This is a genomic window from Oerskovia sp. NPDC057915 (genome assembly GCF_042887685.1).
Lineage (GTDB): Bacteria > Actinomycetota > Actinomycetes > Actinomycetales > Cellulomonadaceae > Oerskovia.
The window spans coordinates 82,648-103,748 of sequence record NZ_JBHVOS010000002.1 but is presented as its reverse complement, the minus strand read 5'-3'; the positions used below and the strand labels follow the sequence as shown (position 1 = coordinate 103,748).

Annotated in this window: 16 protein-coding genes; 8 read left to right on the top strand and 8 right to left on the bottom strand. The window is 73.8% G+C overall.

Annotated elements, in window-relative coordinates:
* Positions 1-8 precede the first annotated feature (8 nt).
* The gene (locus tag ACFVQ3_RS01830; RefSeq protein ID WP_387634331.1) at positions 9-998 is read left to right on the top strand and encodes a stage II sporulation protein M; all 990 of its coding nucleotides are present in this window, start codon (positions 9-11) and stop codon (positions 996-998) included.
* Positions 999-1,086: 88 nt separating this feature from the next.
* On the opposite strand, the gene ACFVQ3_RS01825 is transcribed toward ACFVQ3_RS01830, so the two are convergent.
* The 6 genes from ACFVQ3_RS01825 to ACFVQ3_RS01800 all read right to left on the bottom strand — a co-directional run bounded on the left by ACFVQ3_RS01825 (position 1,087) and on the right by ACFVQ3_RS01800 (position 8,430).
* On the bottom strand, positions 1,087-2,268 hold the full coding sequence (locus ACFVQ3_RS01825) for a winged helix DNA-binding domain-containing protein (protein ID WP_387634328.1): 1,182 nt from the start codon (positions 2,266-2,268) through the stop codon (positions 1,087-1,089).
* Between the two features lie 381 nt (positions 2,269-2,649).
* On the bottom strand, positions 2,650-3,942 hold the full coding sequence (locus ACFVQ3_RS01820; RefSeq protein ID WP_387634325.1) for a DUF58 domain-containing protein: 1,293 nt from the start codon (positions 3,940-3,942) through the stop codon (positions 2,650-2,652).
* A 24-nt stretch (positions 3,943-3,966) separates the two neighbouring features.
* Entirely contained in the window at positions 3,967-4,908 is a 942-nt protein-coding gene (locus ACFVQ3_RS01815; RefSeq protein WP_210411104.1) for a MoxR family ATPase, read from the bottom strand.
* 236 nt (positions 4,909-5,144) lie between these two features.
* Positions 5,145-6,404, bottom strand: coding sequence for a DUF4350 domain-containing protein (locus tag ACFVQ3_RS01810; RefSeq protein WP_387634322.1), 1,260 nt, complete (start codon positions 6,402-6,404; stop codon positions 5,145-5,147).
* On the bottom strand, positions 6,401-7,156 hold the full coding sequence (locus ACFVQ3_RS01805; protein ID WP_387634320.1) for a DUF4129 domain-containing protein: 756 nt from the start codon (positions 7,154-7,156) through the stop codon (positions 6,401-6,403). The genes ACFVQ3_RS01810 and ACFVQ3_RS01805 overlap by 4 nt, the downstream gene beginning before the upstream one ends.
* Positions 7,153-8,430 (bottom strand): hypothetical protein, encoded by a 1,278-nt coding sequence (locus ACFVQ3_RS01800; RefSeq protein ID WP_387634318.1) that lies wholly within the window; start codon positions 8,428-8,430, stop codon positions 7,153-7,155. Before ACFVQ3_RS01800 ends, ACFVQ3_RS01805 begins: the two co-directional genes overlap by 4 nt.
* A 208-nt stretch (positions 8,431-8,638) precedes the next feature.
* Here ACFVQ3_RS01800 and mtrA point away from each other — a divergent pair, with 208 nt between their 5' ends.
* The 7 genes from mtrA (at position 8,639) to secA (ending at position 19,272) form a co-directional block, all read left to right on the top strand.
* Complete coding sequence (gene mtrA / locus ACFVQ3_RS01795) at positions 8,639-9,322, top strand: MtrAB system response regulator MtrA (RefSeq protein WP_030150009.1); 684 nt, start codon at positions 8,639-8,641, stop codon at positions 9,320-9,322.
* On the top strand, positions 9,319-11,118 hold the full coding sequence (gene mtrB, locus ACFVQ3_RS01790; RefSeq protein WP_387634314.1) for an MtrAB system histidine kinase MtrB: 1,800 nt from the start codon (positions 9,319-9,321) through the stop codon (positions 11,116-11,118). Before mtrA ends, mtrB begins: the two co-directional genes overlap by 4 nt.
* Complete coding sequence (locus ACFVQ3_RS01785) at positions 11,115-12,848, top strand: LpqB family beta-propeller domain-containing protein (protein ID WP_387634312.1); 1,734 nt, start codon at positions 11,115-11,117, stop codon at positions 12,846-12,848. The genes mtrB and ACFVQ3_RS01785 overlap by 4 nt, the downstream gene beginning before the upstream one ends.
* Before the next feature lie 139 nt (positions 12,849-12,987).
* Complete coding sequence (locus ACFVQ3_RS01780; RefSeq protein WP_387634310.1) at positions 12,988-13,950, top strand: ComF family protein; 963 nt, start codon at positions 12,988-12,990, stop codon at positions 13,948-13,950.
* Positions 13,951-14,047: 97 nt separating this feature from the next.
* Complete coding sequence (gene hpf / locus ACFVQ3_RS01775; RefSeq protein ID WP_387634308.1) at positions 14,048-14,695, top strand: ribosome hibernation-promoting factor, HPF/YfiA family; 648 nt, start codon at positions 14,048-14,050, stop codon at positions 14,693-14,695.
* A 115-nt stretch (positions 14,696-14,810) separates the two neighbouring features.
* A complete protein-coding gene (locus ACFVQ3_RS01770; RefSeq protein ID WP_387634306.1) occupies positions 14,811-16,082 on the top strand; it encodes a winged helix-turn-helix domain-containing protein in 1,272 nt (423 codons plus the stop codon).
* A 184-nt stretch (positions 16,083-16,266) separates the two neighbouring features.
* Complete coding sequence (gene secA, locus ACFVQ3_RS01765) at positions 16,267-19,272, top strand: preprotein translocase subunit SecA (RefSeq protein WP_387634303.1); 3,006 nt, start codon at positions 16,267-16,269, stop codon at positions 19,270-19,272.
* 33 nt (positions 19,273-19,305) lie between these two features.
* On the opposite strand, the gene ACFVQ3_RS01760 is transcribed toward secA, so the two are convergent.
* Both ACFVQ3_RS01760 and ACFVQ3_RS01755 read right to left on the bottom strand, forming a co-directional pair.
* Complete coding sequence (locus ACFVQ3_RS01760; RefSeq protein WP_387634300.1) at positions 19,306-19,836, bottom strand: Rv3235 family protein; 531 nt, start codon at positions 19,834-19,836, stop codon at positions 19,306-19,308.
* Positions 19,837-19,928: 92 nt separating this feature from the next.
* Positions 19,929-21,059 carry a hypothetical protein gene (locus ACFVQ3_RS01755; RefSeq protein WP_387634297.1) on the bottom strand — a complete coding sequence of 377 codons (1,131 nt, stop codon included), beginning with the start codon at positions 21,057-21,059 and terminating at the stop codon, positions 19,929-19,931.
* Between the last annotated feature and the right edge of the window lie 42 nt (positions 21,060-21,101).

The following is a 21,101-nucleotide window of genomic DNA, read 5'->3' as shown; positions in this document are numbered from 1 at the left end:
GTAGCCGCGTGGACCTCGATGCCTTCAGCGCCGTGCACAGCGACGAGTGGTCGCGGCTCGCCGAGCTGACCAAGAAGCGCTCGCTCGACGGCGCCGAGGCGGACGAGCTCGTCCGCCTCTACCAGTCGGTCGCGACGCACCTGTCGACGATCCGCTCGTCGGCGCCCGACCCCGTCCTCATCACGCGGCTCTCCGACCTCCTGGCCCGCGCGAGGAGCCGCATCGCGGGCGCGCACGAGCCCGCCTGGCGCGACGTGACGCGCTTCGCCACCGTCTCGGTGCCGGCCGCGCTGTACCGCATCCGGTGGTGGACCGTGACGGTCATGGTGCTGTTCCTCCTCGTCGCCGTGGTCGCGGGCTGGTGGGTCGCGACGACCCCCGACGCGCTCGCCTCGATGGGCACGCCCAGCGAGCGTGAGGCCTACGTCAACGAGGCCTTCGCGAGCTACTACGACCCGGGTGCGGACTTCGCGACGGTGGTCTGGACGAACAACGCCTGGATCGCCGCGCAGTGCATCGCCCTGGGGATCTCGGGCGTCTTCCCGGCCTACGTCCTGTTCTCCAACGCCGTGGGCGTCGGGTCCACGGGCGGCATGATGGCCTCCTACGGCGAGCTCGACACGTTCCTCACGCTCATCGCCCCGCACGGCCTGCTCGAGCTCACCGCGATCTTCGTCGCGGGGGCCGCGGGGCTGCGCCTGTTCTGGACCATGGTCGACCCGGGCCCGCGGACCCGCCTCCGTGCCCTGGCGGAGGAGGGGCGCGCGCTCTTCACTGTCGCGGTCGGGCTCGTGGTCGTCCTGGGCGTCTCGGGCCTCATCGAGGGGTTCGTCACCGGTTCGGGCATGGCGTGGTGGCTCAAGATCGTCATCGGCGCGGTCGCGCTCGCGGCCTTCTGGGCCTACACGATCGTGCTCGGTCGCCGGGCGGTGCGGGCGGGGGAGACGGGCGACCTCTCGGCCGACCTCGCGGGAGACGTCGCCCCGGTCGCGGGCTGAGCCTCCCGGCCCGACGGGCCGCGCGCCGTGGTCGTCCGAGGCGCCGCGCGCCGAGCCGCGCTCCCCGGCTCCGGTCGGTGGCCGCCCGCTACGCGGCCGCGACGGTGACGACGTGCTCCGACGCCTCGGGGGCGACGAACCGCAGCAGCTCGGCGCCGCGCGCGTCGAGGGCGGCCCGCTGGGCGCGCGTGAACGTGTGGCGGAGCGGAGCGACGTCGAGGTGAGCGACGGCGTCGGGCGTCGTGGTCGGCCGCGTCCCGGCACGCCGCACCTTCCACGTCGCGGCCACGTAGCCGTCCACGAGGACCGTCCCGGGCACCTGCCCGTTGACGGTCGTGATCGCCCTGCGGCGCACGTCGTCGACGACGCGCGTGCGGTCCGCGTGGCCCAGCACCAGGTTGTCGAACTCCGCCACGAGCACGAGGGGAGCGGGGACCCGTGCGCCGGGGCGCGGGGCGTCGGGCAGGTCGAGGAACTCCTTGCCGTCGGGGCCGGTGAAGGTCACGAGCTCGGGCCGCAGCCGCCCGACGGCGTCGCGCAGGCCGCTCAGCCCGGACCACCGCTGGGCGTCCATGACCGTGGCGGGACCGAACGCCGCGAGGTAGCGGCGGACGAGGCGCACGAGGGCCGCGGCGCGCTCGTCGGGGTCGAGGAGCGGGCGGCTCGGCCGTCCGAACCAGGCGTCGGCCGTGGTCCAGGTCGTCGTCGTGCCGGGGCCGTTGGCACCCCAGAGCCCGCGGGGCGTGACCTGGACGAGGGGGAGGAAGCAGCGGGCCGTGTAGGCCAGGTGCTGGGGGTGGACGTCGGGCCAGCGCTCGCCGAGCAGGCGTCCCAGGTCGCCCGAGGTCAGCGGGGACTCGCCGAGGAGGTCCCGTGCGGCGGCGGCGACGTCGTCGAGGTCCGTGCCGGCCAGCGCCTTGGCGTGCGCGCTGCCCGTGCGCACCCCCGACTCGAGCAGGGGGCGCAGCGCGCCCGGGAGCTCGAGGGCGTCGTCGGCCGTGACGAGATGGACCGTGCCGCGCATGACCGCGATGCGGGTCACCGAGCGGTCGAGGAACCGCTGCGAGAGGTCGTCGGTCCGGAAGCCGTCGAGGCGCGACCACAGCCCCGGGTAGGGGCTCGTCGGGGCCTGCGACTGGAGGCCCACGAGGTGGTCGACCTCGGCGACGGTCGACGACGCGGCGGGGGAGAGCAGGTGCTGGCGGGCCAGCAGCGCCCGGTTGAGGTCGTCGAGGGTGAGGCTGGGCCCGTGGCGGCCGACGGCGGTCATGGAGCCATCCTGCCGCGTGGCGCCCACGGCCGCGTGGCGCCCACGGCGGTCCCTGAGCGGCTCGGGACGCGGCTGGGGCATTCGCCCGGTGCGCTGAGCGCGCCCGGTCAGAAGATGAGGAAGCCCAGCGCCGGGATGACGAAGGTCGCGGACAGCGCGAAGATCACGATGATCGCGACCCGTCGGTTGCGGGCTTCACGGTCGCGTGGGGTGGCCGGTCGGGTCACGGTGCTGCTCCTCGGGAGTCGGGGGTGTCCACCCACCAGCCTAGGCCGTGGGGTGGGGGCATCCCGCCGGGACCGTGTGACGGTGGGGTGAGAGCCGGGCGGACGAGCCGTCAGGCCGAGGGCCCCCGAGGGCACGCTCGTCCTGACGGCTGGGTCACAGGCGCCCCGCGGCCTTGAGCGCGAGGTAGGTGTCGGCGAGCCGGGGCGCGAGCTCCTCGGGCAGCCCTTCGACGACCTCGACCCCCTTGCGGGACAGCACGGTGCGCACCGCGGTGCGTTCGAGCTCGACGCGTGCGGCTGCTGCGGCGTCGTAGACCTCGGCGCTCGAGTCCCGCGCGTCGCGCAGTGCGGCCACCTCGGGGTCGGCGACCGAGGCGACGACCACCTGGTGCTTGGCCGTCAGCTGACCGACGACGGGCAGCAGGCCCGTCTCGACCGCGGCCGGGTCGAGGGTCGTGAGCAGCACGACGAGCGCGCGCTGCGAGAGCCGCTGGTGGACCGAGCCGACGAGCCCGGGCCAGTCGGTCTCGAGCAGCGCGGGCTGGACGGGGGCGAGCGCGTCCGCCAGGGCGGGCATGAGCCGAGGCCCTGCCGCGCCCGCGACGCGGGCGCGCACGCCACGGTCGTACGCGAACAGCTCGACGCGGTCGCCCGCGCGGCCGGCGAGGGCCGAGAGCAGCAGCGCCGCCTCGATGCTCGCGTCGAGGCGGGGCTCGTCGCCGATGCGCGCCGCCGAGGTCCGCGAGGTGTCGAGGACGATCAGGACGCGGCGGTCGCGCTCGGGGCGCCACGTGCGCACGACCATGTCCGCGCGGCGGGCCGAGGCTCGCCAGTCGATCGACCGGACGTCGTCACCGATCACGTACTCCCGCAGCGAGTCGAACTCCGTCCCCTCGCCGCGCACCTGGACGGCCGAGCGGCCGTCCATCTCGCGCAGCCGCGCGAGCCTGCTCGGCAGGTGGCGGCGCGACGCGAACTCCGGGAGCACGCGCAGCCGACCGGGGACCTCGAGCGAGACCTGGCGGGCCGCGAGACCGAGCGGGCCCGAGGACCGGATCGTGACGGCGCCCGCCGCGCGGTCACCGCGCCGGGTCGGGACGAGCACGGTCACCAGGCGTGCCGACTCCCCGGGCGGCAGGTCGACGGGGTGTCGGTTGCCGTGCGCGCCCGCCGAGGGGGCCCAGGCGTCACGCACCACGGCGCGCAGCCGCCGCCCGGTCAGGTTCGTCACGACGAGCTGCGACGTCGCCCGCCCCGTGAGGCGCACCGAGCCGGGCACGCGCCGCTCGACGGCCACCTGGCGCGGGGAGGCCGCGAGGGTCACGTCGAGCGCGCACAGCGCCACCACGACGAGCGCCCAGACCAGCACCGTGCCGTACGAGGGCGCCACGAGGACCGCCACCACGCCGAGGGCCGCCAGCGCGACGGCGCGCCACGTCAGAGCCATGTCATCCCTTCAGGCACGCGGCGCTCAGCGGGGGACCGGCACGGAGGCCAGCACCGTGTCGAGCACGCTCTCGGCGGTCACGCCCTCGAGCTCGGCCTCGGGCCGGAGCTGGACGCGGTGGCGCAGCGTCGGGTGGGCCAGGGCCTTGACGTCGTCGGGCGTGACGTAGCCGCGACCGGAGAGCCAGGCCCACGCACGGGACGTCGCGAGCAGCGCCGTGGCGCCTCGCGGCGAGACGCCGAGCGACAGCGACGGCGAGTGGCGTGTGGCACGGCACAGGTCGACGGCGTAGCCGAGGACCTCGCGCGACACCTGCACCTGGGCGACCTCGGCACGTGCACGGTCCAGGACGTCGCGGCCCGCGACGGGCCGCACTCCCGCTGCGGCCAGGTCGCGCGGGTTGAAGCCTGCGGCGTGCCGCGCGAGGACCTCGATCTCCTGGTCACGCTCGGGCAGCGGCAGGACGAGCTTGAGCAGGAAGCGGTCGAGCTGGGCCTCGGGGAGGGGGTAGGTCCCCTCGTACTCCACGGGGTTCTGCGTCGCGATGACGAGGAACGGGTCCGGCAGCATCCGAGGCGTCCCGTCGACCGAGACCTGGCGTTCCTCCATGGCCTCGAGCAGCGACGCCTGGGTCTTGGGAGGCGTGCGGTTGATCTCGTCGGCGAGCAGCAGGTTCGTGAAGACGGGGCCTTCGCGGAAGCTGAACTCGGCCGTGCGTGCGTCGTACACGAGCGAGCCCGTGACGTCACCCGGCATGAGGTCGGGCGTGAACTGGACGCGCTTGGTGTCGAGGTCGAGAGAGGCCGCGAGCGTGCGCACGAGCAGCGTCTTGGCCACACCTGGCACACCCTCGAGCAGCACGTGGCCCTTGCAGAGCATCGCGATGAGCAGGCTCGTGACGGCGGCGTCCTGACCGACCACGGCCTTGCCGACCTCGGTCCGCACGGCCGCGAGGGCCGCGCGCAGCTCGTGCGAGGGGCCCGACGGCGCAGGCTGGGCGGGTGCGTCGGCGACCGGGTGCGCGGCGGGGGCCGCGGGCGCCGGAGGGACGGAGGCGCCGTACGCGGGTGGCTGCACCGGGGGCTCGGCCTGGGCCTGGGGGTGCGCCGCTACCGGGTGGGCGGGCTGCGCGGGCTGGGCCTGCGGCGGCGCGTAGCGGTCCGCGGGCTGCTGATAGGGGTTCGACCCCTCGGGGTGGTGCGTCACGGGTGGAAGACCTCGCTCTCCAACTGGTCAAGGTGACGTGCGAGCTCGAGCAGCGCTGCGTCGTCGGCGGGTGGTGGGCCGTACAGGAGGTGCGCGACCTGCTCGGCCGGGCGGTGCGTGGCGCGGACGACCGCGTCGATCAGCGCGGGGGCGGCGGCGGACCGGGGCAGGCCCAGACGTGAGGCCATGCGGTCGGCGCTGTGCGCCCGCAGGCCTGCCGCGGCGTGGCCGCGCGAGCGGGACCGGCGGTACAGGCGCCCCCGTCCGCGGGTGGTCTCCGACGCGCGGACGACGACCGGGAGGTCCTCGGTCACGAGCGGCCCGAGGCGACGTCCGCGCCAGAGCGCCGCGAACAGGGCGACGACCAGGAGCTGGACGAGGACGATCGGCACCCACGGCGGCAGCACGGCGGAACCCACGGTCGAGGTGTCCGTGGACGAGGTGTCCAGGAGGTCGGGGACGAACCACGTCAGGGTCTCGTGCCGACCGAGCGAGCGCAGCGCGAGGGCCGCGTTGCCGTCCTGGTCGATCCGGGAGTTGGTGATCAGCCCCGCGTCGTCGAGCGCGACGACCCGGCGCTCGCCCTCGTGGACCAGGTAGGCGCCGGTAGCGGGCGGGCTGTCGTCGCCGGGGAAGCAGACGACCGACCCGGGCCCGGTCGCGGTGAGACCGAAGCCCGTGCTGCGGATCTCCTCGGCGGCGGTCGCGTCGGGGTCGGCGCACTGCGGGCTCCGCAGCGCGTCGGGCGACGACCAGTCGTCACCCAGGGTCGCCGCGCCGCCGGTCGCGCCCTCGAGCAGGTCGTACCCCGGCTCGAGGAGCACCAGGTCGGCCTCGGTCGCCAGGATCGCGTCGACCTGCTCGGGCAGGAGGTTGAGGTCGGAGGTCACGAGGAGCGTCGTCCCGGCGTCGGCGCGCGAGACCGCCTCCGCGGTCGTGGTCACGTGCTCGACGTCGACCCCCTGGTCGCCCAGCACCTGGGCCAGGGCCCGGGCGCCGTTCGGCCCGGCGTTGTCCGGGGCGAACGGGGTGCTCGAGACGGCGGGGCGCGACAGTGCTGCGAGACCCGCGACGACCGCGATCAGGAGGAGCACGGCGAGCGGCCAGCGGGCCGAGCGCCACCGGCGTGCGGCACGGGAGCCGGCCGTGGTGCCGTCGCCCACCACGGGCACCGGGACGTACGCCGTGGTGACGGCCGCACCGGCCGTGTCGGGCGCCGAGACCGGGGGCGGCGGCGCGTCGAGACCAGTCGTCACCGGGAGCCTCCGGAGGGGACGGGCGCCGGCGCGGGGGAGTCGGCCCCCGGGCCGCCGAGCAGGTGGGCGGGCGGCGTCGGCGTCGTGGTGAGGGCCGCGGCGTCGAGCTCGCGCAGCGCCTGGTCGGCCGCAGGGCCGACCGACACCTTGCCGTACCGGACGTCGTCGAACAGGCGCGCGCCGGCCGTGAGCCGGTCGGCGAGGGCGGGCAGGCGCAGGGCGGCCTCGTCCGCGGCCTCGTGGGCCGTGCGACCGGGGCGCGGGTCCAGGATCACGCGCTCCTCGAGCGAGCGCACGACGGCGCGGTAGCGCTCGACGACGGCGGTCGCCCAGTCGCCCGCCGAGGCGGCGGCGTCCGCCGCGCTGCGCAGGTCCTCGGCCGAGCGCTCGTCGTCGTCGAAGACCGCGGCGGACGGACGGGCTCGTCGGGAGAGCCGGACCGGTCCTGCGACCACGTAGGCGACCACCGCCACGGCGAGCACGACGCCGACGATGACGAGCGAGGCCACGACGGGGTTCACGTCGAGGACGCGGACGTCGGTGAACAGACCGGTCACCCAGTCGATGAAGCGCATCAGGAGCGAGGGCTGGTCCACGTACACGGGGTCGAGGAGCTCCTCCCTCAACCACTGACGTGCGGTGTCGGCGTCCGGCACGACGGGGACGTCGGTGCCGACGCCCAGGGGAAGCCCGAGGCGTGCCGGGGCGACCGCCTGCCAGGCGGCGAGCGAGGCGGGGAGCGCGCCGGTCACGCGTGGTCGGTGCGCTCGTCGGCCGCCGCCGTGAGCTCGACGTCCAGCCCCTCACGACGCATGCGCACGTCGATGTAGAGCAACGAGACGACGCCCGCGAGGAACACCGCGCTGACGACCCCGGTGACGACCGTGCCCACGGCCACGAACGCGTACATGGCGAACGTGCTCCAGATCGAGAGCATGCCTCCGACCAGCCCGAACGGCTGGGCCACGAGCGACGTGATGAACGAGACCGCGACGTAGGCCAGCAGGTAGATCCCGAGCAGGCGCCAGAACGACCCCCGCGAGACCGTCCAGCCCCGCTTGACGCCGTCCGCGAACCCCTGGCCCTCGAGGACCATGGCCGGGGGGACCAGGAGCGTGCGGACGCCGAACCAGGCCATGAAGACCAGGACGGCCAGCAGGCCGAGGAGTGCGACGGCGACGCCCAGGCCGACGTCCGCGGTGAACGACAGGACGGTCAGGAGGAGGTAGACGAACCAGACGATCCCGATCACGAGGGACCACAGGATCGAGAAGCCCAGCAGGCGCCACACCCGCGACCGCGCCTGTGCCCAGACCTCCCCGGCGGTCGCCTTGCGACCGATCACCGACTGGCCCACCGACGTGATGAGGATGCCGTTGACGACGGGCATGGCGAGGCTCAGCACGAGCGAGGAGGCGATCGTGGCCCCGAACAGGGGGAACGACTCCGTGATGCCCGTCGCCTCCGCGCCGAGCTCGGCCTCGAGCTGGGCGATCTGGGGCGCGAAGATGCCGCTGACGAGCACGCCCAGGGCCAGCCCGAGGATCGTCGCGACCGCGATCACGGTCGCGCTCATCCCGAGCATGACCTTGGGGTTGGCACGGATGGCGCCGAACGCGCCGTCGAAGACCTCACCCAGGCTCAGCGGGCGAAGAGGGATGATCCCGGGCTTGTTCGCGGGCGGCGCGTAGGGCTTGCCCGCGAAGGACGGCGGACCGTAGCCGGGCTGCTGAGGACCGCCGTACTGCGGTGCGCCGTACTGGCCCGGCTGCCCCTGCTGCCCGTACTGCGGTGCGCCGTACTGGCCGGGCTGGGCAGGCTGCCCGTACTGCGGCTGGCCCCACGCGTTCGAGGCTGGCTGGGCGGGCGCGGGCTGGCCGGGCTGTGCCGGGGGGCCGTACCCGCCGGGCTGCGCGGGCGCCCCGCCGCCGGGCGGCGTCGGGCTCACCGGCGGCTGCGGGGCGCGCTGGCCGTACCGCGGGGTGTCGTCCGGTGCTGGCGTGCCGGCGTCGTCGGGCGTCGTCATCTGCTCTGCTGTCCCCGCTCGGTTCTGTCGGGCCCCGAGGGCTCGTCCTGATGAGGCCGTGCAGGTCGCCACGACGGCGTCCGGCCCGGTAGCGGACCACCCTAGTACGGGGGACCGGGCGACGCGGCGGCCGGGCCGCTCGGGTGAACACCGGACGCCCTACGGTGGGTCGGACCGACGGGCCCGCGGTCGGTGGCAAAATGGGGCCATGAAGGTACGTGTGCTTGTGGTCGACGACGACACCGCTCTCGCCGAGATGATCGGCATCGTGCTGCGGTCCGAGGGGTTCGACCCGGTGTTCTGTGCGGACGGGGACCTCGCCCTGGCGACGTTCCGCAGCACCCAGCCGGACCTCGTCCTGCTGGACCTCATGCTGCCCGGCAAGGACGGCACCGAGGTGTGCCGCCTGATCCGTGCGGAGTCGGGGGTGCCCATCATCATGCTCACGGCCAAGAGCGACACGGTCGACGTCGTGCTCGGCCTGGAGTCTGGCGCCGACGACTACATCTCCAAGCCGTTCAAGCCCAAGGAGCTCGTGGCGCGGATCCGGGCGCGCCTGCGCCGCTCGGACGAGCCCGCGCCGGAGCACCTCGCGATCGGGGACGTCGAGATCGACGTGACCGGGCACCGGGTGACGCGCGACGGCCGCCCCATCGCGCTGACGCCCCTCGAGTTCGACCTCCTGGTCGCGCTCGCCCGCAAGCCCTGGCAGGTCTTCACGCGCGAGGTCCTCCTCGAGAAGGTCTGGGGCTACCGTCACGCGGCGGACACGCGCCTGGTCAACGTCCACGTGCAGCGTCTGCGGTCGAAGGTCGAGCACGACCCGGAGAACCCGGAGATCGTCCTGACCGTGCGCGGCGTCGGGTACAAGGCGGGCGCGGCGCGCGGGTGAGCGCTCCGTCGCTGCGCGTGCGGGTGGGGCGGTCGTTCCGCCGTGCCCGACGGCGGGTGCGCGCCGCGGTCGGTCGTCTCACCTGGCGGGCACGTTCGTCGATGCAGCTGCGCGTGGTCGGGACCGCGCTCGTCGTCGGGGTCATCACGGTCGCGGCGCTGGGGGCGTACCTGTCCAGCACGATGCGGGACGGGCTGTTCGACCAGCGGCTCGAGCAGATCAACGTCGAGAGCGCCAACTCGATCCAGCAGGCGCAGAGCCTGTTCACGGCCTCGGTGTCCAAGACGAAGGACTCCGAGATCCAGACGCTCCTGCTCGACGTGCACAACACCCTGCGCACGAGCGGCAGCCCCGACCGCAAGATCTTCCTCATGCGGCCCGAGGGGGCGCCGTCGCGCCTCAACGACGTGAGCACCGACAACCAGCTAGCGAGCCTGGTCTCGGACGAGCTCCGGGCCGCGGTCATGGAGAGCGACGGGCGTGAGCTCCAGTCGGTCGCGATCCCGCGCGACCCGTCGGACCCCCACTCGCCCGTGGACCCCGGGGTCCTCGTGGGGTCGAAGGTCCAGGTCCCGACGGTCGGCGTCTACGAGCTCTACTTCCTGTACACGCTCGCGCCCGAGCAGGAGACCCTCTCGTTCCTCCAGGGCACCCTGGTCGTCGGTGCGGTGTTCGTCGTGGGCATCCTGGGGCTCATCACCTGGGTCGTCACCCGTCAGGCGGTCCAGCCGGTCCGCAACGCCGCGGGGGTCGCGGAGCGGCTCGCCGATGGGCACCTGAACGAACGTCTCCCCGTCAAGGGGCACGACGAGCTCGCGACGCTCGCCCGGTCGTTCAACGAGATGGCGGAGAGCCTCCAGCTCCAGATCGGTCGGATGGAGGAGCTGTCCCTGCTGCAGCGGCGCTTCGTGTCGGACGTGTCGCACGAGCTGCGCACGCCGCTCACGACGATCCGGATGGCGGGCGAGGTCCTGCACGCCTCGCGCGACGACTTCGACCCGGCGTCCAAGCGGTCGGCCGAGCTCCTGCAGACCCAGCTCGACCGGTTCGAGGACCTCCTGGCCGACCTGCTGGAGATCAGCCGGTTCGACGCGGGGGCCGCGCAGCTCGACGCCGAGCGCCGCGACGTGCGGGACGTGGTCAACGCCGCCGTCGAGCTCGCCGCGCCGCTCGCGGAGCGCAAGGGCGTGTGGATGTCGGTGCACCTCCCGGACGAGGCCGTGACCGCGGACGTCGACCCTCGTCGGGTCGAGAGGATCGTGCGCAACCTCGTGGTCAACGCGATCGAGCACGCCGAGGAGAAGCCGGTCGAGATCACGGTCGCCCACGACCGGTACGCGGTCGCGGTGGTGGTCCGCGACCACGGTGTCGGGATGACCCAGGAGGAGGCGCTGCACGTGTTCGACCGCTTCTGGCGGGCCGACCCGGCGCGCGCCCGCACGACCGGCGGGACCGGGCTCGGCCTCGCGATCTCGCTCGAGGACGCGCACCTGCACGGGGGCTGGCTCGAGGTCTGGGGGCGCCCCGGACAGGGGGCCGCCTTCCGGCTCACGCTCCCGCTGCGCGCGGGGATCCGGCTCGTGGCCTCCCCGCTGCCGCTGGTCCCCGAGGAGCCGACCCACGGGCGCGGTCTGCGCCCGCCGACGGGACAGATCGAGCGGGTCGAGGACCCGACGGAGGGCACCACGAGCCCCTCGGCGCTGCCCGTGCTGCCCGACGAGAACCTCACGTTCGTCCGCCACGGGGGCGTCACCGAACGACCCAGCACGTCCGCCGACGAGGAGCAGGCACGATGACCCACCGACGACCTGGCAGGCCTGCGGGTGCCCTCGGGGCGGGGCTCGTCGTGGCGGCCCTCGCGCTGTCCGGCTGCGCGTCGATCCCCACCTCGGGGCCCGTGATCCGCGGCAGCGACGTGGTGCAGGGGTTCAACGCACCGGGTCTGCGCGCGCGGGGGCCGGTCGCGGGGGACGACCCGGTGCGGATCGTGTCGGGCTTCCTGACCGCGCAGGCGGCCGGACCGGCCGGTGACTTCGACGTCGCCCAGGAGTTCCTCACGGACGCCGACGCGTGGAGCTGGGACTCCCAGGTCCTGGTCTTCGACGGTGACCTCGACCTGACGGTGGACGAGGAGGCCGTGAAGACGGGTCGGGCGACGGTCACCGGCAGCGCGACCGTCGTCGGGGCTCTGGACAAGCGGGGCGTCTACACCGAGGACGTCCCCGGCGGGGAGGGCGGCGCGGTCCCGGTGTCGTTCGGTCTGGTCCGCCAGGGCGACGGGCAGTGGCGGATCGAGACGGCCGAGGACGGGCTGCTGCTCTCCGAGAGCAGCTTCCAGGCGGCGTTCCGGCAGACCCGCCTGTACTTCCCGTCGGCCGATCGCGAGGTGCTCGTCCCCGACGACCGCTGGTTCCCCAACAGGGGGTGGCAGACGAGCGCCGTGACCGAGATCCTGGTCGGGCCGGCCGAGTGGCTGAGGGGCTCGACCGCGCCCGTGGTCCCCGAGGGGACTCGTCTGAGCATCGACGCGGTGCCGAGCGAGGGCGGCGTCACCGAGGTCCGGCTGACGGACACGATCTCGCTCGCGCCGCCCGAGGACCGTGCGCTCCTCAAGGCCCAGCTCGAGGCGACGCTCTTCGACGCGCTGCCGCTCACCGTCAACCTCTACCGCGGGGAGGACCTGCTGAGCACCCCCACGGGCGGCGCGGTGCCGATCAAGGCGGCGACGGAGGGGAGCGAGGTCGTCGCTGCCGAGGGCGAGGTCAAGGTGCTCGGCAGCGGAGCGGACGAGGCGACCTCCTTGTCCCCGGCAGTCTCGCTCGCCGGGACCAACGCCACCGCGCTGGCGCAGGGCAGCGGTGCGCGCCCGCTCGTGGTCCGCGACGGCACGGGCGGACTCGTGCGGCTCGCGACCAAGAACCTGCCGGAGGTCCAGCTCCTGACCGGGGAGGATCTCCTGGCGCCGAGCGTCGACCGCTTCGGCGGGGTGTGGTCGGGGCCTCAGGCGCAGGTGGGTGCCCTGCAGGTCGTCCGTGCGGACCTCGCGGAGGCGGGCGAGCCGGTCGCCGTCGCCGCGCCGTGGCTTGCCGGGCGCACCGTGCAGTCGATCCGTGTCGCGCACGACGGAGCCCGGATCGCGGTGGTCAGCTCGGACGGTGCCAGTACCCGGGTAGACGTCGCCGGGATCGTGCGCGACGACAAGGACGTCCCCACGGGGCTCTCGGAACCGTTCCGCGTCGGCGCCCCCATCACCTCGGCGTCGCAGGTCGTCTGGGCCGACGAGACGACGCTCGCGGTCCTGGGCACGGACGACACGGAGGCCGCGCCCACGGTCCACCTCGTCCTGGTCGGCGGTGAGACGACGAGGCTCTCGCCCGTGGCGGGGGCGACGGCGATCAGCGCCGGCGACGGCGACCGGACGGTCCAGGTCCTCACCCAGGACGGGACGCTGTTCGGGCGCAGCCGGTCGGGTGCCGTCTGGGAGAAGCGGATCGAGAACGTCGCGCTGCCGGCGTTCCCGGGCTGAGGTCCTGAGGTCCCGAGGTCCTGGCCCCTGTGGCACGGGCGGGCCGTGAGGGCCGTGCACAGGTCGCACGTGACGGCTTCTCCCCACAGCTCGCGCCGGGCGAGGTTCACCGTGGTGCGCTGACCAGGAGGATCGGCGCATGCGCCACCGTCCCCAGCAGTCCGAGCCCGCCCACCTCCCCGGGCCCCTCGCCGCCGCGCGCGGGTGGGGACGTGCGCTCGCGCGCCTGGTCGTCCCGGTCGAGTGCCCCGGCTGCGGTGCTCAGGACGTCACGCTGTGCTCGACGTGCGCCCAGGCCTTGGAGCGCGCCCCCGCCCGGCGCGAGGCCGACGCTCCGCGGCTCGACAGGATGGACGGGACCCCGCCGCTGCCGGTGTGGGCGCTCGCGCCGTACGCCGGCCCGCTCCGGGGCGTCGTGGTCGCGTGGAAGGACAGGGGGCGTCACGACCTCTCGACGGTCCTGCAGGGGGCCGCGTACCGCGCGGGGCGTGCGGTCGCGCCCTGGGTGCGCGACGCCGTCTGGCAGGCGGACGGGCCGTGGGCGCGCGCCTCGGCGCACGTCCTGGTCGTGCCCGCGCCGTCGTCCGCCGCGGCACGCCGCGCGCGCGGCTCCGAGCCCGTCCAGGGGCTCGCCAGGGCCCTCGCCCGCGGCCTCGTGGACGCCGGGGTCCCCGCGGTCGCGGCGCCCGTCCTGGCGCAGCGAGGACGGCAGGGACGGGACCAGGTGGGCCTGGGGTCGAGGAGCCGAGGTGCGCGTCTCCAGGGGGTCCGGGTCGCCCGTCGAGCGGCGCGCAGAGGGCTCCCGCGACCCGGCTCCGTGTGCCTCCTGGTGGACGACGTGCTCACCACCGGGGCCACGCTCGCGGCGTGCGAGCGGGCGCTCGAGGACGCCGGAGCCCGGGTCCTCGGCGCGGTCGCGCTCGCCGCGACACCCCCTCCGCGGCGAGGCGACGCGCCACCTGAAGTTCATCTCCCGAAGATGCTGCCTTTACCTACCGGGAGGGTTAACCTGGGGACCAGTCGTCACGGGGAACGGTTGGTAGGGGACCCGTGCGGCCACAGAGCGATCGACCCGAGGCAAGGTCCTCGGGCAGGGAGGTGATAGGTACTCCGGATCCCCCTCGGGGGAGCCAGACCCAGGACCACACGGGACGCTCTGGAAGCACCGAGAGCGTCCGAGACCCTTTGCGGAGGCTCACATGGAGATCGTTGTCGTCGGCAGGCACACGGAAGTGGCTGACCGCTTCCGCCGACACGTGGAAGAAAAGCTCGCGAAGTTCGAGCAGCTCGCACCGACCGCCCAGCGGATCGACGTCGAGGTCACCCACGAGAACAACCCCCGGCTGTCCGAGGTGCGCGAGAGGGTCGAGCTGACCGTCCGCGCCAAGGGACCCGTCGTCCGCGCCGAGGCGGCAGCAGACGACAGGTTCGGGGCACTCGACCTGGCCATGAACAAGCTCCAGGAGAGGCTGCGACGCGTCAGCGACCGTCGCAAGAACCACCGCAACAACAACCCTGCCCCGCCCGTCGACGTCCGCCCGTTCATCCCGGAGGACAAGCACCCCGAGCCCACGCCGGAGCACCCGGCAGCACCGGGGGACGCGGTCGAGACCCAGCTCGGCGACTCGCCCGTCGTCATCCGTCAGAAGCTCCACTCCGCAGAGCCCATGACGATCGACGACGCCCTCTACGAGATGGAGATGGTGGGCCACGACTTCTACCTCTTCGTCGACGTGGAGACGGCCCGCCCCTCGGTCGCCTACCGGCGCCGCGGCTGGAGCTACGGGGTCATCGCGCTCGACACGTCCTGCGCAGGCGGCACCAAGGCCGCACCCGAGGCGAGCTGACCGCCGCCACCAGCTGACCCGACGGGGTGACGTCGCCGACCAGGCGGCGCCGCCCCGTCGGCGCGTCCGGACGGGTTCGCGCCGGGCAGGGCGGGTGTCGGTGGCGCGCGGCAGGATGGGTCGGGTGAAGACCGAGTCGATGTCGCTCGCCCAGGCCCGCCGGGTCGCCCTCGCCGCGCAGGGCCTGCACGCCCCCCGGCCCGACGCCGCCGCGCCCCGGCAGGTCACGCTGCGCCAGGTGCAGCGCACCGTGGACCGGCTCGGGCTCCTCCAGATCGACTCGGTCAACGTCCTGGCCCGGGCCCACCTCGTCCCGCTGTACTCGCGGCTCGGCCCGTACGACGTGTCGCTGCTCGACCGGGCGGCGGGACGCGCACCGCGACGGCTCGTCGAGTACTGGGCGCACGTCGCGTCCTACGTCCCGCCCGAGACCTACCGGCTCCTGGAGTGGCGCCAGCGCGCGTACCGCACCGAGGCCTGGGGGTCGATCAGCGGGGTCGAGGCCTCGCACTCGGCCGTCGTGGAGCACGTCCGGCGGATCGTGGCCGAGCGCGGGCCGGTCACGGCGAGCGAGGTCCACGAGATCCTCGAGGCCCAGGGCATGGGCGAGGCGCGCGGCACCGTGGAGTGGGGCTGGAACTGGTCGCTGGCCAAGCGGGCGCTCGAGCTCCTCTTCTTCACGGGCGAGATCACGGCAGCGCGCCGCAACGCGGCGTTCGAGCGCTGCTACGACCTGACCGAGCGGGTCCTGCCGCCTGCGGTGCTCGCCGCGCCGCCCGTGAGCGACGAGGACGCGGTCCGTCGCCTGCTGGAGATCGGAGCGCGGGCGCACGGCGTCGGGACGCTGCGCTGCTTCCAGGACTACTTCCGGCTCAAGGGCCCGGCCCCGCGCCGCGCGCTGGCCGAGCTCGTCGAGGACGGTGTGCTCCGTCCCGTCGAGGTCCGCGGCTGGGACGAGACCACGTACCTGCACCGCGACGCCGCGCTCCCGCGCCGCGCCCAGGGCCGTGCGCTGCTCAGCCCCTTCGACCCCCTCGTGTTCGAGCGCACGCGCCTCGAACGGCTCTTCGGCACGCACTACCGCATCGAGATCTACGTGCCCGCGGCCAAGCGGGTCCACGGCTACTACGTGCTGCCGTTCCTCCAGGGGGACCGGATCACCGCGAAGGTCGACCTCAAGGCGGACCGTCGCGCCGGGCTGCTCCGCGTCCTGTCGGCGCACCGCGAGGAGCATGCGGACGCGGGCACCGCGCCCGCGCTCGCGGCCGAGCTCCGCCTCATGGCGACCTGGTTGGGGCTGGCGGACGTCGTCGTCGGGCAGGCGGGGGACCTGGCACCCGCGCTCGCCGCCGAGGTCGGGCGGGTGGACGCCGGCGCGGCGGGGTAGCCCGCGCGGCTCGTGGCGACTTTCGCCGCAGAGCGAAACCACAGGTACCGGACAGAAGCCCACCCACGTGCCGGACTCGCCTACGATGGTCTGTGGTGTGATCCAGCCGACTGCCGCCAGGTGGTCGCCTCGCATTCGCCCCGGACCGTCCGGCCCGGGGGCGCGATCGATACGGGAGTACTGCGTGCCTGCGATCCTCGAGAAGGTCCTGCGCTTCGGCGAGGGCCGGATCCTGAAGAAGTTGTCCGGCCTGGCAGAGCAGGTCAACAAGCTGGAGCCCAGCTTCGAGGACCTGACCGACGAGGAGCTGCGCGAGGAGACCGACCGCTTCAAGGAACGGCTCGAGAACGGCGCGACCCTCGACGAGATCCTCCCCGAGGCGTTCGCCGCCGTCCGTGAGGCAGCCCGCCGCACCCTCGGGCAGCGCGCCTACGACGTGCAGCTCATGGGCGGCGCGGCCCTGCACCTGGGGAACATCGCCGAGATGAAGACCGGTGAGGGCAAGACCCTCGTCGGTACCTTCCCGGCGTACCTCAACGCGCTCACGGGCAAGGGCGTGCACGTCGTCACGGTCAACGACTACCTCGCCAAGTACCAGAGCGACCTGATGGGCCGCGTCTTCCGCGCCCTCGGCCTCACGACCGGCTGCATCATCTCGGGCCAGACGCCCGCGGTGCGCCGTGAGCAGTACGCCGCGGACATCACGTACGGGACGAACAACGAGTTCGGCTTCGACTACCTGCGCGACAACATGGCGTGGAGCACCGACGACCTGGTGCAGCGCGGCCACAACTTCGCGATCGTCGACGAGGTCGACTCGATCCTCATCGACGAGGCGCGCACCCCGCTCATCATCTCGGGCCCCGCGTCGGGCGACGCGAACCGCTGGTACGGCGAGTTCGCCAAGGTGGTCCGCCGCCTGAGCCCGGAGACCGACTACGAGGTCGACGAGAAGAAGCGCACCATCGGTGTGCTCGAGCCCGGGATCGCGAAGGTCGAGGACTACCTCGGCATCGACAACCTGTACGAGTCGCTCAACACGCCGCTCATCGGGTTCCTCAACAACGCGATCAAGGCCAAGGAGCTCTTCAAGCGCGACAAGGACTACGTCGTGCTCAACGGCGAGGTCATGATCGTCGACGAGCACACGGGTCGTATCCTCGCCGGCCGCCGCTACAACGAGGGCATGCACCAGGCCATCGAGGCCAAGGAGGGCGTGCAGATCAAGGCCGAGAACCAGACGCTCGCCACGATCACGCTCCAGAACTACTTCCGCCTGTACGACAAGATCTCCGGGATGACCGGTACGGCCGACACCGAGGCCGCCGAGTTCCAGGGCACGTACAAGCTGGGCGTCGTGCCCATCCCCACGAACCGCAAGATGCAGCGCGTGGACCAGCCCGACCTCGTGTACAAGAACGAGGAGGGCAAGTTCGACGCCGTGGTCGCGGACATCGTCGAGCGCCACGCCGAGGGCCAGCCGGTCCTGGTCGGGACCACGAGCGTCGAGAAGTCCGAGCTCCTGTCCTCGAAGCTCAAGAAGCAGGGCGTCCCGCACGAGGTCCTCAACGCCAAGCAGCACGAGCGCGAGGCCGCGATCGTCGCGCAGGCAGGCCGCAAGGGCTCGGTCACGGTCGCGACCAACATGGCCGGCCGTGGTACCGACATCATGCTCGGCGGCAACGCCGAGTTCATGGCGGTCGCCGACCTCGCCGCGCGCGGGCTCGACGCCACGGAGAACCCCGAGGAGTACGAGGCCGCGTGGCCCGAGGCCGTCGAGCGCGCCAAGGCCGCCGTCGCCACGGAGCACGACGAGGTCACCGAGCTCGGCGGGCTCTACGTCCTGGGCACCGAGCGCCACGAGTCGCGCCGCATCGACAACCAGCTGCGTGGTCGTTCCGGCCGTCAGGGAGACCCGGGCGAGTCCCGCTTCTACCTGTCGATGCAGGACGACCTCATGCGCCTGTTCAACTCGGGTCTCGCCGAGTCCATGATGAACCGTGCAGGCTTCCCCGACGACGTGCCGCTCGAGTCCAAGATCGTCACGCGCGGCATCGCGAGCGCGCAGGGTCAGGTCGAGGCGCGCAACTTCGAGATCCGCAAGAACGTCCTCAAGTACGACGACGTCCTCTCGCGCCAGCGCACCGTCATCTACGACGAGCGTCGCCGCGTGCTCCAGGGTGAGGACATGCAGGAGCAGGTCCAGCACTTCATCACGGACGTCGTCACGGCCTACGTCGACGGCGCCACGTCCGAGGGCAACCCGGAGCACTGGGACCTCGAGGCCCTGTGGACGGCGCTGCGCGCGGTGTACCCGGTCTCGATCGAGGTCGACGAGGTGCTCGAGCAGGCCGGGGGAGCCACGCGTCTGACGCGCGAGCTGATCCTCGAGGAGATCCTGTCCGACGCCCGCGTGGCCTACCAGGACCGCGAGGCGTCGCTGGGCAGCTCGAACATGCGCCAGCTCGAGCGCCGCGTGGTGCTCTCGGTGCTGGACCGCAAGTGGCGCGAGCACCTCTACGAGATGGACTACCTCAAGGAGGGCATCGGCCTGCGCGCCATGGCGCAGCGCGACCCGCTGGTCGAGTACCAGCGTGAGGGCTTCCAGCTCTTCCAGGCCATGACCGAGGCCATCAAGGAGGAGTCGGTCGGCTTCCTGTTCAACCTCGAGGTCAAGGTCGCCGAGCCCGACGCGTCGCCGGTCAACCCGGTGTCGGCGGCGGCTGCCGCGCAGTCGGTGGCCGGTCAGGCGTTCGGCGGCACGGCCGGGGCGGCCGGAGCTGCCGCGGCGGCCGGAGCCGCGGCGAAGGCTGCGGCGGACGCCAAGGCGGCTGCGGAGGCCCAGGCGGCGGCGCAGGCCGACGCGATCGAGGACGAGCCCGTCGAGGACGAGCTCGTGACCGCTCCGGTCGCTCCTGCCGCGAAGGCCGAGCCGACGCTCATCGCGAAGGGCCTCGACGGCCCCGGCGAGCAGGTGCCGCTGCAGTACTCAGCGCCGTCCGACGACGGCTCGGGCCAGGCCGTGGTCTCGGGTGACGGCTCGCGCCGTGCCCGCCGCGCCCTGCACGGTGAGGCCACCGCGGTCGAGGGCGACGGGCGCACGTTCCCCGGCACGCCCCGCAACGCCAAGTGCCCCTGCGGCTCGGGCAAGAAGTACAAGCTCTGCCACGGCCTGAACGAAGAGGAGTAGCCCTCCCCGAGAGGACACCCCCGCGAGCGGCGGTCAGCCGATCTCGAGGACCACGACGCGCCACACGCCGCGACGGGCCTCGAGTCGGAGGGCCGCCGCTCGCACTCTGTCCAGGTCCTCCAGGATCACCGTGGCCTCGGCCGTGGTCTCGCCGAGACGCACGAGCCGCGCCCGGCGGACGACGACGGGCCGCGCCGCCGCATCCGTTTCGGTGGTGCCCTGCATCAGCAGCGCACGCCGGCCCAGCGAGTCGAAGACGTCCGGGGCGAGCCAGCGCTGGAGCTGTGCCACGGGGCGTTCGCCACGCAGGACCTCCACGGCCGCCCGGACGACCGAGCAGCAGATCGCCGTCGGGTCCGGCAGCGCGAGCTCCGCTGTCGACGTGACGGGACGACCGTTGTCGGCGAGGTCCTCGGCGACGGGGAACTGCGGCGCGCCGCCGAACGTCAGGACCCGGGGCCCCCGCGGGACGGCTCGAGGGAGCGTGGCCGCCGGGGCGGTGAGGCGTGGGGCCGCGCCGGAACGGATCGGGCGGGCGTGGTGGCGGACGGCGGTGATCGGCATGGCGTCTCCTGGGTCGGCAAGGACCGGTGCGTCGGCGGACGCCCGGTGGGACGGAGTGAGAGGTCGACGGTGCGGTGGAAGAGCGCGGAGGGTCAGGGAGTTCGGGGAGCCTGCAGGACCTGACCCGGTCTGATGAGGTCAGGGTCCTGGCCGATGACCTCGGCGTTCGCCGCGTACCAGCGCTGCCACTCCGCGGCGACCTGGGCGTCGGTCGCCCCCTCGCCGAGCGTTCGTTCGGCGAGCGACCAGAGGGAGTCGCCGCGCAGGACCACGACGGACACGGTCGAGGCGTCGTTCGGGACCCTGGGCAGGAGGCCAGCGGCGCCAGGACCCTCCGCCCTGGCCGGGCCCGGCGGTGTCGCGGCGAGCGGGGTGCCGGAGTGCGGTGCGGGGGCTGCAGGCTGCGTGCCGCCCAGGAGCCCGCTGAGCGGGACGTGACCGGGAGCCGTCACGCCGGCGCTCGACGCCACGTCGGGTGGGCCTGACGTAGGGCCCTCTGCGCCGCGGTCACGTGGCGTGTCGGCTGACGGTACGGGCGCGTCCGGCTGCCCCGTGCCCGGTACCGGGAGAGTCGGGCTGCCCGGGGCGACCGTCGGGGTGCCGGTGCTGGTATCCGTGCCGGCAGCGCGCTGCCCCCGGGCGCCGTCGGGCAGAGGGAGCGCACTCGCCGTGCTCTCGTCGGCGGCGCCGGAGGGGACCCCCGCCGGTCCGGCTGCGGAGAGCGCCGGCTCCGGGGCGACAGCCTGCTCGAGGGGCGTGCTCTGCCAGCCGAGATCGACGACGACCGGTGTCGCGACGGGCGCCGGGGGGTCGACCTCGGCCGCCTGCGCGCTCCCTGCCCCCAGCACGAGTCCGGCGCCCACCGAGAGGGCGACGCTCGTGCCGGCGAGACGACGGACGAGGGCGGGGGCGTGCCGATGGACGAGCCGTTCGCCGGCTGCCCAGCGGCGTCCTGCGACGCGCGCGAGGGCGCACCACGCGGCGAGCACGGAGCTGGTCGCGACCCAGGCGGCGAGCAGGCCTCCCACCCCGACGAGCGGGAGCTCCAGGTAGGTCTCGAAGCGAGTGGTGGGGAGGCCGCCCGCGAGGGTCAGGACCCGCAGGGTCAGCAGGGCTGCGGCGGCGCCTGTCGCGGCTGTGAGGCCGAGGAGTGCGGCCAGCCGCGGGCCGTGTCGAGGTTCCTGCCGAGCGTTCGCGTGGGCGGGCCCGAGGTGCTGCGCCATGCTTCCCCCTGAAGATGGACGACGACGTCGGGTCCGTGGCCG

Excerpts from the sequence above, each read along its gene's own strand:
- ACFVQ3_RS01825 (WP_387634328.1), bottom strand. The coding sequence starts at position 2,268 with ATGACCGCCGTCGGCCGCCACGGGCCCAGCCTCACCCTCGACGACCTC.
- ACFVQ3_RS01800 (WP_387634318.1), bottom strand. The coding sequence starts at position 8,430 with ATGACGACGCCCGACGACGCCGGCACGCCAGCACCGGACGACACCCCG.
- hpf (WP_387634308.1), top strand. The coding sequence starts at position 14,048 with ATGGAGATCGTTGTCGTCGGCAGGCACACGGAAGTGGCTGACCGCTTC.
- ACFVQ3_RS01785 (WP_387634312.1), top strand. The coding sequence starts at position 11,115 with ATGACCCACCGACGACCTGGCAGGCCTGCGGGTGCCCTCGGGGCGGGG.
- ACFVQ3_RS01820 (WP_387634325.1), bottom strand. The coding sequence starts at position 3,942 with ATGGCTCTGACGTGGCGCGCCGTCGCGCTGGCGGCCCTCGGCGTGGTG.
- ACFVQ3_RS01770 (WP_387634306.1), top strand. The coding sequence starts at position 14,811 with ATGGGTCGGGTGAAGACCGAGTCGATGTCGCTCGCCCAGGCCCGCCGG.
- ACFVQ3_RS01780 (WP_387634310.1), top strand. The coding sequence starts at position 12,988 with ATGCGCCACCGTCCCCAGCAGTCCGAGCCCGCCCACCTCCCCGGGCCC.
- ACFVQ3_RS01755 (WP_387634297.1), bottom strand. The coding sequence starts at position 21,059 with ATGGCGCAGCACCTCGGGCCCGCCCACGCGAACGCTCGGCAGGAACCT.
- ACFVQ3_RS01760 (WP_387634300.1), bottom strand. The coding sequence starts at position 19,836 with ATGCCGATCACCGCCGTCCGCCACCACGCCCGCCCGATCCGTTCCGGC.
- mtrA (WP_030150009.1), top strand. The coding sequence starts at position 8,639 with ATGAAGGTACGTGTGCTTGTGGTCGACGACGACACCGCTCTCGCCGAG.